Origin of the sequence: Streptomyces luteosporeus (assembly GCF_039532865.1) — a bacterium.
Taxonomy (GTDB): domain Bacteria; phylum Actinomycetota; class Actinomycetes; order Streptomycetales; family Streptomycetaceae; genus Streptomyces; species Streptomyces luteosporeus.
This window is the reverse complement of the sequence record NZ_BAAASL010000001.1, coordinates 370,302-381,928: the sequence shown is the minus strand read 5'-3', so window position 1 is coordinate 381,928 and position 11,627 is coordinate 370,302. Positions and strand designations below refer to the sequence as shown.

Here is an 11,627-nt window from a genome sequence, read left to right as displayed (position 1 = left end):
TCCCCGCGCCCCTGACGGGGCGCTAGCCCTCGCGCCGCCGGAGCGGCCCCTAGAACAGCTGCTGCTGGCCCTCCATCGGCGGTTCCTCCGGGTCGAAGAGCCGGGGCTCCGTCGTGAGCAGGGGGGCCGAGCGGCGCGAGCCGGGGCAGGAGATCAGCTCGTAGGTGGCCACGCGGCGGCCCGGCGGGTCGTGGCGGGCGTAGCGGCCGCCGACGACGGCGATTTCTCGGGCACAGACGGGACAGCTGCGGCGCGGGGAGGACATTCCACCAGTGTCTCCCACATCAGTGCATGCCGGAGGGCGTGTGGGAGCCCCACACCTCGCGCAGGGACCCGCACACCTCGCCCACCGTCGCCCGCGCCCGCAGGGCCTCCTTCATCGGGGGGAGGACGTTGTGCGTGGTGCCGGCGGCGGCCGTGCGCAGGTCGGTGAGCGCCTGTTCGACGGCCGTGGCGTCGCGGCCGGCCCGCAGCCGGGCGAGCCGCTCGCGCTGGCGGGCCTCGATGGCGGGGTCGACGCGCAGCGGCTCGTACGGCTCCTCCTCGTCGAGGCGGAAGCGGTTGACGCCGACGACGACCCGCTCGCCGCGGTCGGTCTCCTGCGCAATACGGTAGGCGTTGCGTTCGATCTCGTCCTTCTGGAAGCCCTGTTCGATGGCGGCCACGGCGCCGCCGCGCCCCTCCACCTCGTCCATCAACTCCAGTGCCGCGAATTCCAGTTCGTCGGTGAGGGTCTCGACGGCGTAGGAGCCCGCGAAGGGGTCGACGGTGGCGGGCACGTCCGTCTCGTACGCCAGGACCTGCTGGGTGCGCAGCGCGAGGCGGGCCGCTTTCTCCGTGGGGAGGGCGATGGCCTCGTCGTAGGAGTTGGTGTGCAGCGACTGGGTGCCGCCGAGCACGGCGGCCAGCGCCTGGACGGTGACGCGGGCGAGGTTGACCTCGGGCTGCTGCGCGGTGAGCTGCACGCCCGCGGTCTGGGTGTGGAAGCGCAGCATCTGCGACTTGGGGTCGTGGGCGCCGAACTCGTCGCGCATGATCCGGGCCCAGATGCGCCGGGCCGCGCGGAACTTGGCGACCTCCTCCAGCAGTGTGGTGCGGGCCACGAAGAAGAAGGAGATCCTGGGCGCGAAGTCGTCGACGTGCATGCCGGCCGCGACGGCGGTGCGGACGTAGGCGACGGCGTCGGCCAGGGTGAAGGCGACCTCCTGCACGGGCGAGGCGCCGGCTTCGGCCATGTGGTAGCCGGAGACGGAGATGGTGTTCCAGCGCGGCAGCTCGGAGCGGCAGTAGGCGAAGATGTCGGCGGTCAGCCGCAGGGAGGGCTGGGGCGGGAAGATGTAGGTGCCGCGGGCGATGTACTCCTTGAGCACGTCGTTCTGCACGGTGCCGGTCAGCCGCTCGCCGGGCACGCCCTGTTCCTCGGCCACCAGCTGGTAGAGCAGCAGCAACAGGGCCGCCGGGGCGTTGATGGTCATGGACGTGGAGACCTCGTCCAGCGGGATGCCGTCGAAGAGCTCCCGCATGTCCTCGATCGAGTCGACGGCGACGCCCACCTTGCCGACCTCGCCCGCCGCCTGCGGGGCGTCGGAGTCGTACCCCATCTGCGTCGGCAGGTCGAAGGCGACCGACAGCCCGTGCCCGCCGGCGGCGATGAGCTGCCGGTAGCGGGCGTTGGACTCGGCGGCCGTGCCGAAGCCGGCGTACTGGCGCATCGTCCAGGGCCGGCCGGTGTACATGTCCGGGTGGATGCCGCGGGTGTACGGGTACGTGCCGGGGGCGCCGAGCCGGTCGGCGGGGTCCCAGCCGGCGAGGGCCTCGGGGCCGTAGACGGACCGGACGGGCAGCCCGGACTCGGTCGATCGCGCTCGGGTCGTCATGGTGCACGCCTCCCGCTCTCCGTCGGAGGCAGCGTCCGGGCGGTTGCGTTCCGGGGCTTCGGCCGGCCCCGGGCCCGGGCCTCCGCTTGGACTGTAGCGGCCGCGCGGGCCCGGTCCGGGCCGCCACGCACCGGTGACCAAACCGGGCGTGCGAGGGGGGCGCGGGCAGGACCGGGGGAAGAGCCCCGCCCGCGCCTCAGGGCGCGTGGAGCCGGCTTTGCATGGGGGGAACTCCGGCTCCTGCGCAGCCGATGACCAGTCGGCTCATTTCCTACAGCGTCGTGGTGCCCAAAAGTGTCACACCCTGTGCGACGGCCGGCTGGGAAACGCTCGGACGGGGCAGGCTGCGGGTGCGCGGAGCGCCGCGGCGCAGCAGGTCGTCCAGGTCCGAGCCGCTGCCGGACGTGCCGGCGTCGAGCCCGGCGAGCAGGCGCTCGCAGTACGCGCGCACGGCACTGGTGCCGCCGCCCGCGCTGCGCTCGAGGGCGCGCACGCCGTCCTCGTCGACGCCCTTGCCGCCTCCGGTGCGCTTGCCGTCGGCCAGGAAGTCCCGGCACAGCTTGGCGACCGTGGCGCGGGCGCTGCCGGTGACGTCGCCTGTGGTGCTCTCGCCGGTGTCGGTGCCGCCCTTGCCGGGCTTGCCGTCACCGCGCCGGCTGGGCGAGGGCCCGTCGGGGCCCGGCTCGATGCTCGGCCCGCCGGGCTTGCCCGTGCCGCGGCCCGGGGTGCCGGAGGCCCCCGGGCTGTGCCCGGGACGCGGACCGGGCGTGGCGCCGTGCGAGGGGCCGGGGGTGGCGGGCGCGGTGGTGCGCGGGCCGCCGCCGTCGGCGACGGTCACGCTGGCGGCGGGCGCCGGCTCGCCGTCCGACCGCCCGAAGGGCCCGGGCAGCACCCCGGCCCCGGCCGCGACGGCCACCCCGCCGACCGCGCACCCGGCGAGGGCGAGCGCGAGCGCCTTGGTGGGCCGGTCGAGGAACGCCCGCACGACGGCGAACGGCGTGCGCCGCACGGCGCCGGCCCGGGCCGCCGGCCGGCCCGCGCGGGCCTCGCGGAAGGCGGCCAGGGCCGCCTCCTCGCCGGGCAGCGGGGCGTCCGCACCGCGCGCCGCCGTGCCGGCCGCACCGGCCGGTTCCGTCAGGGCGCGCAGGGCCGCGGTCAGGTGGTCGGCGGTGGCCCGGGCGTCGGCGGGTGCGGTGCCGGAGAGGTGCTCGCCGCGCAGCAGTCGCTCCACGGCGTCGTCATCCAGCCAGCCCTGCTCGTACCGGTGGTCGTCCGCCATCACATGTCCTTCTGCGTCCGCATGCGCAATTGCGTCACACCCGCGGAAGCATTCGCTCCGCCGGCGCCCGCCCCCGCCGTCACCATCTCGGCCAGTCGCCGCAGCCCGCGGTGCGCGGCGGTGCGCACCGCCCCCGGCCGCTTGCCCAGCACCCCGGCGGCGCTCTTGGCGTCGAGGCCGACGACCACGCGCAGCACCACGGCCTCGGCCTGGTCCTGCGGCAGCTGGGCGATGAGGGCGAGGGTACGCCCGGTGCCGAGGGCCTCCAGCGCCTCCCCGGCGGTGTCCGCGTCGCCGGCGCGGCCGGCCAGTTCGCTCTCGTCGCCGCCGATGAGGGGGCGCCGGCCGCGCATCCGTATGTGGTCCAGCGCCCTGTTGCGGGCTATGCGGGCGGCCCAGCCGCGGAAGCGGTCGGCGTCGCCGGTGAAGCGCTCCAGGTCACGGGCTATCTGCAGCCAGGTTTCCGACGCCACGTCCTCCGCGTCGGCGTCGCCGACGAGAGTGCGCACGTATCCGAGCAGCCGGGGGTGCACGGTCCGGTAGACCGTACGGAATGCCGTCTCGTCCCCGCTCTGCGCCGCACGCACGGCGGCGGTCAGCTCAGCGTCGTCCCCCTGCACGGTCACATCCTGCACCACGGGTCGTGCCTGCGATTCAGGAGGCCGCCGGACCGGCGCCGTACGGTCCGTAGGAGGTCGGGGGGAACGGGGGGTGCGGGGGGTGCGGGGCGTGCACCAGCGCCCGCTGCTCCTGCATCCGCGTCAGCTGCCGCACGACGAGGATCGCCAGGGGCGCGGCGGCGAGCAGCAGCAGGGAGGAGAAGGCGTCCAGGACGAGGGAGGTCTTCATCAGCTCCACGCCGTCGCGCCAGCTGCCGTGGTCGAGGCCGCGGAGCTTGACCGTGGCGGCCCGGTCGAAGACGGTGCTCACCGCGTCGACACCGAAGGACGTCACCCACAGCACCCACCACCAGTTCAGCAGCGTCCTGGGCGCGGCCTGAGGGCCGGCCGGGGAGCTGGCCCGGTAGAGGTCGTTGGCGATCTGCTTGGGGAACCACAGGTTGACCACGGGCGTGAACCACGCGCCCGCCGCCCAGCCGGTGCCGAAGCGGTGCGTACCGGGCGCGAAGATCTCGGCGTTGACCCGCATCCGGCGGAACCACACGGCCCACACCGCCGCGGTGGCCGCGAACAGGACGAAGTGAACGATGCCGACACCGGTGGCGAAGGCGTCGGCGTCCTCCAGCGCCTGCCGGCCGGCCTCGTCGAGCGACCCCGTCCGCAGCAGCTCCTCGCACGCACTGCGTTCCTTGCCGGCCGCCGCGATGTCGAACACCAGCACCAGCATCATGGCCGAGAGCAGCACGGTCAGCGCGATGCGCAGCCCCCGGCGCAGGTCGACCCCGCCGACCCGCGGCATGCCGGGCACACCGGGCACACCCGGGTACGGGTAGGGGGCGGGCGCCTGCTGCTGGTACGCGCCGCAGGCGGCGCACCGGCCGTCAGGACCCACGGCAGTGGCGCGGCAGTGACCGCACGGATACATCGGTGAGGACTCCCAGGGGTAGTGCCATGAGCGGGTGATACTACGCGCCCGAGATTGTCTGTCCCCCACTGTGATGAAATTTCGCCTCCCGGCGCTGTAGGAAGTGCGGGCCTCACCAGGGTTCGCAGCGGACGGCGGTCGGAGCCTCTCCTGTGGGGGGTGGCGGCTCCGGCCGTCCCCGTCCCGCCACCGCGCACGCGGGCAGCGCCTCCTCCACCATGCCGAGGCCGGCGAGCAGTTCGCGGAACAGCCCCACCACGTCCGGCCCCGGATCGGCGGCCAGCACCCGCGCCAGCGCACCGGCATCCGTCACCCGCCCCGCCGCGGCGGCCCAGGCCGCGCAGTGCGCCGCGGCCGTGCGCGGAACCGGAAAAATGTCATCGGGCCCGAGCCCGGTGCCGGCCAGGTGCCGCGCCAGGGCCACCCGGCCCAGACAGGCCGCCCACGGCGTGCCCGCGGGCACGGCCCCGAACACCACCGCGCAGTCACCGGCCAGCACGCCGGCCGCCAGCGCGGGCGCGCCCGTGTCGTCGGCGAGGGCCCGCACGAGGTCGTCGACGGAGGCCACGGCGTCCTCGACGGCCGGACGCAGCGGCTCGGGCGCCATGCGGCACCACATCTGCCAGCCGTCGGTGAATGCGGCGGCCGGGACGAGGTGTTCACGCCCCGTGGCGAGGACCGGGCGGGCGGCGAGCGCCCGGTCCCCGCCACGGCCGACTAATAAGTGCCCCCAGAAGCCCATGGACTGCGTCCCTTCCGTTTCGGAGTGCCTCCGGCAGGTACAGCGCTGCGTGGGCCCCGTCCGTCACACCGGTAACGCCTGCGGCGGGCGATTCCCCAGCCCCGCCCTCTCCCCGTCTCCTAGCGGGGCTGCGCCCCCTAGCACCCCCGGACCGGGCTCCGCCCGGTGTCCTCAATCGCCGGACGGGCTGGATGGTGCACCCGTTGGTGGGCAGGCGTTCCGCAGGGCGGAACGGGTGGGCACCAACCCGCCCACCGGCGTGCACCACCCCGGGGTCCGGGGCGGAGCCCCGGTTTCGGGAAGGGGCGGGGCTGGGGAACAGCCCGCCGCAGGCGTCAGCGGCGCACTCGCCCCGCCAGGGAGCGGAAGTCGGGCCACGGGCGGGTCGGGGGCCGGGGGTCCCAGACGCGCTGGGCCACCGCGGCCAGCGGCACGTGGATGCCCGCCGCCACCTGTTCGGGCGTCTGCGCCCCGGCGCGATCGCACCACACGGCCAGCCGTCCGCCGAGGACCCGGTCCGGGCCCGCCGCCGACGCGGCCGCCGTGCCGCGCAGGACCGCCGGCCCCCAGCCCCCGTAGATCCGCTCCCCGGTCGGGTACCGGAAGTCATTGGGTTCGCCGAGCACGTAGTAGAGGAACTCGTCGTTCAGATTGACCAGCGTCCGTCCCTCGTTCAGGTAGTCCTGCGGGTTCCGCGCCCCGTTCTCCTTGCCCGTCCAGTACTCGACTTCGATGGATTTGTCGGGCACGACGACTCCGTCGGGGAAAAAGCCGTCGTTCCATGCCTTGGGCGTGCGGCCCAGGGAGCGCACGACGGCGGCCCGGTCGTTGAGCCATCCGGTGGCGAGGTCCTGCACCTTGGCCCGCGGCCCGTACTTGCGGCGGGCGGCGTCGGCCAGGCCGGGGTAGGAGGTCTGGGGGTCGCGGGCCATGAGGGCCCGGTATTCGTCGGCGCCGAGGTGGAACCACCGTCCGGGGAAGAGCGGCGCGTACTCCCGCAGGAGGTCGTCGACGATCCGCGCGGATTCGGGGTTGGAGATGTCGACGGCTCCGCGCGCCACCGCGCCGGTGGCGTCGCGCAGCTGCAGGCCGGGGTGGGCGGCGATGACGGCCCCGAGGTGCCCGGGCGAGTCGATCTCGGGGACGACGGTGATGTGCAGCGAGCCGGCCAGCTGCACGATGCGCCGTACTTCGGCCTTGGTGAGGTGCTGCTGGGAGACGATCTCGGGGTGGCTGGAGCTTTCGATGCGGAAGCCCTGGTCGTCGGAGAAGTGCAGGCCGAGCTGGTTGAGCTTGAGGTCGGCCATTTCGCGGAGCCGGGCCTCGATCCAGTCGGCGGGGAAGTGCTTGCGGGCGATGTCGAGGTTCAGGCCGCGCTGGGGGCGGTCGGGAGCGTCCTTGATGACGCCTTCGGGGAGTCCGCCGCCGGTGCGGACGGCCTGGACGACGGTGCGGGTGCCGTAGAAGAGGCCGGCGTCGCCGGCGGAGGTGATGGTGACCTTGCGGCCTTCGGTGGTGAGCTCGTACGCCTCGGGTCCGCCGGCCTGTCCGACCCTGGGCACGAGCTCGACGTCGCCGGCCCGGGCGGGGCCCCGGTCGAAGGGGAGGCCGAGGTCGCCGGCGAGGAGGCGGGCCTCGTCGGCGGCGGGGCCGTCGGGGTCGGCGACGACGCGGGCGCCGCGGGCGGGTCGCCAGCCGGGCCCGTCGCGCCGGTCGTACTGGCGTACGGCCGGCACGGTGGCGGGTGCCGCGGCCGGGACGGGGGCGGGTTCCGCGGCGGCCGCGCCGCCGGTGGAGGCGGTGGAGGCCGGGGCGGAGGCGCTGCCGCCCTGGGGCGAGCGGGCGTCGTCGCTGCCGGAGGGGTGGACGGCCCCCTTGCCGGGGCAGCCCATCAGGGTCATCGTGGCGAGCAGGCCGAGGGTGGCCACCGTCCCCCGGACGGCGGACGCCCGCGTCATCCTGACGGGGCGTCCCGTGGAACCAGTGGAGCCCATGGAGCGAACCTCCCCATTGGTGCCTTCAAGAGGAAGATATGGCTTTTCTTCCCATCTGTCCGCCGTTCCCCTCCGGACACGCCGGGACGCACCGGACAAGCCGCCCCGGGGCCCACTCCCCGGTTCCCGGGCGTCCTAGGCCGTACGTGCCTGTTTGATCACACCTCCGCCACCCCGGGGGACCGAACCGACAAGGCGTCGCTACGATGGCCAGGGCCGGTGGACCGTACCCGGCCGGGCCCGACCGACAGTGAAGCCGGCAGGCCCCAATCCCGCTCCCGGAGGGTTTTCCGTGCCGGCTGGAACGCTGTACCGCGGCCGGGAAGGCATGTGGTCCTGGGTGGCTCACCGAGTCACCGGCGTCCTCATTTTCTTCTTCCTGTTCGTTCACGTCCTTGACACCGCTCTCGTTCGTGTCTCCCCCGAGGCGTACGACGACGTCGTCGCCACGTACAAGACGCCCATCGTCAACGTGATGGAGTACGGCCTGGTGGCCGCCATCCTCTTCCACGCGCTGAACGGCCTCCGCGTCATCGCGGTGGACTTCTGGTCCAAGGGCCCGCGGTACCAGAAGCAGATGCTGTGGACCGTCGTCGGTGTCTGGGTCGTGCTGATGGCAGGCGCCTTCTACCCCGTGCTCCAGCACACGCTGCGCACGCTGTTCGGGAGCTGAGAAGCGAGATGTCCGCTGAAACCACCCCCGCCGCGGCCGTGAGCGAGGTGTCGGCCTACTCCGCCGACAACCCGGCTCCGGTCATCGAGGCGCCCCGCAAGCGCACCAAGAAGACGCCCAAGGCGACCCGCACCAACTTCGAGATGTACGGCTGGCTCTTCATGCGCCTGTCCGGCATCCTCCTGGTCGTCCTGGTCCTCGGCCACCTGCTGATCCAGCTCGTGCTGGACGGCGGCGTGACCAAGGTCGGCTTCGCCTTCGTCGCCGGTCGCTGGGCCTCGCCGTTCTGGCAGGCCTGGGACCTGATCATGCTGTGGCTCGCGATGCTGCACGGTGCGAACGGCCTGCGCACGGTCATCAACGACTACGCGGAGCGGGACAACACCCGCTTCTGGCTGAAGATGCTGCTGTACACCGCCACGGTGTTCACCGTCCTGCTGGGCACGCTGGTGATCTTCACCTTCGACCCGAACATCCGCTAGAGCCCGGGGCTGACGCGACCATGAAGATCCACAAGTACGACACCGTCATCGTCGGCGCCGGTGGCGCCGGCATGCGCGCGGCCATCGAGTCGACCAAGCGCAGCCGCACGGCGGTGCTCACCAAGCTCTACCCGACCCGCTCCCACACCGGCGCCGCCCAGGGCGGCATGGCCGCCGCCCTCGCGAACGTCGAGGAGGACAACTGGGAGTGGCACACCTTCGACACGGTCAAGGGCGGTGACTACCTGGTCGACCAGGACGCCGCCGAGATCCTGGCGAAGGAGGCCATCGACGCGGTCCTCGACCTCGAGAAGATGGGCCTGCCGTTCAACCGCACCCCGGACGGCACCATCGACCAGCGCCGCTTCGGCGGTCACAGCCGCAACCACGGCGAGGCCCCGGTCCGCCGCTCCTGCTACGCGGCCGACCGCACCGGCCACATGATCCTCCAGACGCTGTACCAGAACTGCGTCAAGGAGGGCGTGGAGTTCTTCAACGAGTTCTACGTCCTGGACCAGCTGATCACCGAGGTCGACGGCGTCAAGAAGTCGGCCGGTGTCGTCGCGTACGAGCTGGCCACCGGCGAGATCCACGTCTTCCAGGCGAAGGCCGTGATCTACGCCTCCGGCGGCTGCGGCAAGTTCTTCAAGGTGACCTCCAACGCGCACACCCTCACGGGTGACGGCCAGGCCGCCGTGTGGCGCCGCGGCCTGCCGCTGGAGGACATGGAGTTCTTCCAGTTCCACCCGACGGGCATCTGGCGCATGGGCATCCTGCTGACGGAGGGCGCCCGTGGTGAGGGCGGCATCCTCCGCAACAAGGACGGCGAGCGCTTCATGGAGAAGTACGCGCCGGTCATGAAGGACCTCGCGTCCCGTGACGTCGTCTCCCGCTCGATCTACACCGAGATCCGCGAGGGCCGCGGCTGCGGTCCCGAGGGCGACCACGTCTACCTGGACCTCACCCACCTGCCGCCGGAGCAGCTGGACGCCAAGCTGCCGGACATCACCGAGTTCGCGCGCACCTACCTCGGCATCGAGCCCTACACGGACCCGATCCCGATCCAGCCCACCGCGCACTACGCCATGGGCGGCATCCCGACCAACGTCGAGGGCGAGGTGCTGGCCGACAACGACACCGTCGTCCCCGGCCTGTACGCCGCCGGCGAGGTCGCCTGCGTGTCCGTGCACGGCGCCAACCGCCTGGGCACCAACTCGCTGCTCGACATCAACGTCTTCGGCCGCCGCGCCGGCATCGCCGCCGCGGAGTACAGCCAGAAGGCCGACTTCGTCGAGCTGCCGGAGGACCCGGCCTCCCTCGTCGTCGAGCAGGTCGAGCGTCTGCGCAACTCCACGGGCACCGAGCGGGTCGCCGAGCTGCGCAAGGAGCTGCAGGAGACCATGGACGCCAACGTCATGGTCTTCCGCACCGAGCAGACGATCAAGATGGCCGTCGAGAAGATCGCCGAGCTGCGCGAGCGCTACAAGAACGTCGCCATCCAGGACAAGGGCAAGCGCTTCAACACCGACCTGCTGGAGGCCATCGAGCTGGGCAACCTGCTCGACCTGGCCGAGGTCATGGCCGTGTCCGCGCTCGCGCGCAAGGAGTCCCGCGGCGGTCACTACCGCGAGGACTACCCCAACCGCGACGACGTCAACTTCATGCGCCACACCATGGCGTACCGCGAGGTGGACGCGAGCGGCAAGGAGTCGATCCGCCTCGACTACAAGCCGGTCGTGCAGACCCGCTACCAGCCGATGGAGCGTAAGTACTGATGAGCACCGCGACTCTCGACAAGGCCGAGGCCGACGCGACGGCCGGGGCCACCCCCTACATCACGGTCACCTTCCGGATCCGCCGGTTCAACCCGGAGGTCTCCGCGGAGGCCACCTGGCAGGACTTCCAGGTGGAGATCGACCCGAAGGAGCGCGTGCTCGACGGTCTCCACAAGATCAAGTGGGACCAGGACGGCTCGCTCACCTTCCGCCGCTCCTGCGCGCACGGCATCTGCGGCTCCGACGCCATGCGGATCAACGGCAAGAACCGCCTGGCGTGCAAGACGCTGATCAAGGACATCAACCCGGCCAAGCCGATCACGGTCGAGCCCATCAAGGGCCTGACGGTCCTGAAGGACCTCGTGGTCGACATGGAGCCCTTCTTCCAGGCCTACCGCGATGTCATGCCCTTCCTGATCACCAAGGGCAACGAGCCGACGCGCGAGCGCCTGCAGTCCGCCGAGGACCGCGAGCGCTTCGACGACACCACCAAGTGCATCCTGTGCGCCGCGTGCACCTCCTCGTGCCCGGTGTTCTGGAACGACGGCCAGTACTTCGGCCCGGCGGCGATCGTCAACGCGCACCGCTTCATCTTCGACTCGCGCGACGAGGCCGGCGAGCAGCGCCTGGAGATCCTCAACGACAAGGACGGCGTGTGGCGTTGCCGCACGACCTTCAACTGCACGGACGCCTGCCCGCGTGGCATCGAGGTCACCAAGGCGATCCAGGAGGTGAAGCGGGCGCTGATCACACGCCGCTTCTGACCCTCCGGTGAGGACCTTCCGCTGAGGGCCCGCCGCCACCCCTTCGGGTGACGGCGGGCCCTTGCGCGTTCGGTCCCGCCGCGCGCTCAGGCCGACTTCAGGGCCGCCGCGGCCAGGGCCTCGTCCTCCAGGCGGCGCGTCTCCATCGCCCCGGTCACCTCCAGCAACGCCTCCCGCTTGCGGCGCAGTTCGTCCATCTGGTCCTCGACGCGGGCCAGCTGGTCGCCCAGCAGCCGGTCGGAGTGTGCACAGCCCACCAGGCCGCCGCTCTGCGCGCAGGGCATCAGGGCGCGGATGACGTCGGTGGTCAGCCCGGCGGCGAGCAGTTCGCGGATGCGCGCGACGCGCTCGGCGGCGTCCGCGTGGTAGCGGCGGTAGCCGTTGGTGTCGCGCTCGGGCTGCAGGAGCCCCTGCTCCTCGTAGTAGCGCAGCAGGCGCGTGCTGACCCCGGTCCGGCGCGACAGTTCCCCTATCCGCATGGGATCCCCCTGACGAC

General features: G+C 72.6%; 12 protein-coding genes. 4 read left to right on the top strand and 8 right to left on the bottom strand.

Features of this window, described 5'->3' with window-relative positions; genetic code table 11:
* Positions 1–49: 49 nt before the first annotated feature.
* The 7 genes from ABD361_RS01765 to ABD361_RS01735 all read right to left on the bottom strand — a co-directional run bounded on the left by ABD361_RS01765 (position 50) and on the right by ABD361_RS01735 (position 7,401).
* Positions 50–265, bottom strand: a complete 216-nt coding sequence (locus ABD361_RS01765) for a hypothetical protein (RefSeq protein WP_344432783.1) — start codon at positions 263–265, stop codon at positions 50–52.
* Positions 266–284: 19 nt separating this feature from the next.
* Complete coding sequence (locus tag ABD361_RS01760; protein WP_344432782.1) at positions 285–1,877, bottom strand: acyl-CoA mutase large subunit family protein; 1,593 nt, start codon at positions 1,875–1,877, stop codon at positions 285–287.
* Between the two features lie 271 nt (positions 1,878–2,148).
* A complete protein-coding gene (locus ABD361_RS01755) occupies positions 2,149–3,156 on the bottom strand; it encodes a hypothetical protein (RefSeq protein WP_344432781.1) in 1,008 nt (335 codons plus the stop codon).
* On the bottom strand, positions 3,156–3,776 hold the full coding sequence (locus ABD361_RS01750; protein ID WP_344432885.1) for an RNA polymerase sigma factor: 621 nt from the start codon (positions 3,774–3,776) through the stop codon (positions 3,156–3,158). The genes ABD361_RS01755 and ABD361_RS01750 overlap by 1 nt, the downstream gene beginning before the upstream one ends.
* 34 nt (positions 3,777–3,810) lie before the next feature.
* The gene (locus ABD361_RS01745; protein ID WP_344432780.1) at positions 3,811–4,668 is read right to left on the bottom strand and encodes a DUF4328 domain-containing protein; all 858 of its coding nucleotides are present in this window, start codon (positions 4,666–4,668) and stop codon (positions 3,811–3,813) included.
* Between the two features lie 145 nt (positions 4,669–4,813).
* The gene (locus tag ABD361_RS01740) at positions 4,814–5,443 is read right to left on the bottom strand and encodes a hypothetical protein (protein ID WP_344432779.1); all 630 of its coding nucleotides are present in this window, start codon (positions 5,441–5,443) and stop codon (positions 4,814–4,816) included.
* 335 nt (positions 5,444–5,778) lie between these two features.
* Entirely contained in the window at positions 5,779–7,401 is a 1,623-nt protein-coding gene (locus tag ABD361_RS01735) for a beta-N-acetylhexosaminidase (RefSeq protein ID WP_344432778.1), read from the bottom strand.
* Positions 7,402–7,729: 328 nt separating this feature from the next.
* Between ABD361_RS01735 and sdhC the strand changes: the two genes are divergently transcribed.
* The 4 genes from sdhC to ABD361_RS01715 are packed head-to-tail and all read left to right on the top strand — an operon-like array spanning position 7,730 to position 11,131.
* A complete protein-coding gene (gene sdhC / locus ABD361_RS01730; RefSeq protein ID WP_344432777.1) occupies positions 7,730–8,110 on the top strand; it encodes a succinate dehydrogenase, cytochrome b556 subunit in 381 nt (126 codons plus the stop codon).
* 8 nt (positions 8,111–8,118) lie between these two features.
* Positions 8,119–8,592 (top strand): succinate dehydrogenase hydrophobic membrane anchor subunit, encoded by a 474-nt coding sequence (locus ABD361_RS01725; RefSeq protein WP_344432776.1) that lies wholly within the window; start codon positions 8,119–8,121, stop codon positions 8,590–8,592.
* Positions 8,593–8,612: 20 nt separating this feature from the next.
* On the top strand, positions 8,613–10,367 hold the full coding sequence (sdhA, locus tag ABD361_RS01720; RefSeq protein ID WP_344432775.1) for a succinate dehydrogenase flavoprotein subunit: 1,755 nt from the start codon (positions 8,613–8,615) through the stop codon (positions 10,365–10,367).
* Positions 10,367–11,131 carry a succinate dehydrogenase iron-sulfur subunit gene (locus tag ABD361_RS01715; protein WP_344432774.1) on the top strand — a complete coding sequence of 255 codons (765 nt, stop codon included), beginning with the start codon at positions 10,367–10,369 and terminating at the stop codon, positions 11,129–11,131. Before sdhA ends, ABD361_RS01715 begins: the two co-directional genes overlap by 1 nt.
* 86 nt (positions 11,132–11,217) lie before the next feature.
* Here the strand turns inward: ABD361_RS01715 and ABD361_RS01710 are convergent, their stop codons facing one another.
* On the bottom strand, positions 11,218–11,610 hold the full coding sequence (locus ABD361_RS01710; protein ID WP_344432773.1) for a MerR family transcriptional regulator: 393 nt from the start codon (positions 11,608–11,610) through the stop codon (positions 11,218–11,220).
* Between the last annotated feature and the right edge of the window lie 17 nt (positions 11,611–11,627).

Excerpts from the sequence above, each read along its gene's own strand:
- ABD361_RS01765 (WP_344432783.1), bottom strand. The coding sequence starts at position 265 with ATGTCCTCCCCGCGCCGCAGCTGTCCCGTCTGTGCCCGAGAAATCGCC.
- ABD361_RS01760 (WP_344432782.1), bottom strand. The coding sequence starts at position 1,877 with ATGACGACCCGAGCGCGATCGACCGAGTCCGGGCTGCCCGTCCGGTCC.
- ABD361_RS01755 (WP_344432781.1), bottom strand. The coding sequence starts at position 3,156 with ATGGCGGACGACCACCGGTACGAGCAGGGCTGGCTGGATGACGACGCC.
- ABD361_RS01740 (WP_344432779.1), bottom strand. The coding sequence starts at position 5,443 with ATGGGCTTCTGGGGGCACTTATTAGTCGGCCGTGGCGGGGACCGGGCG.
- ABD361_RS01735 (WP_344432778.1), bottom strand. The coding sequence starts at position 7,401 with ATGACGCGGGCGTCCGCCGTCCGGGGGACGGTGGCCACCCTCGGCCTG.
- ABD361_RS01725 (WP_344432776.1), top strand. The coding sequence starts at position 8,119 with ATGTCCGCTGAAACCACCCCCGCCGCGGCCGTGAGCGAGGTGTCGGCC.
- sdhA (WP_344432775.1), top strand. The coding sequence starts at position 8,613 with ATGAAGATCCACAAGTACGACACCGTCATCGTCGGCGCCGGTGGCGCC.
- ABD361_RS01715 (WP_344432774.1), top strand. The coding sequence starts at position 10,367 with ATGAGCACCGCGACTCTCGACAAGGCCGAGGCCGACGCGACGGCCGGG.
- ABD361_RS01710 (WP_344432773.1), bottom strand. The coding sequence starts at position 11,610 with ATGCGGATAGGGGAACTGTCGCGCCGGACCGGGGTCAGCACGCGCCTG.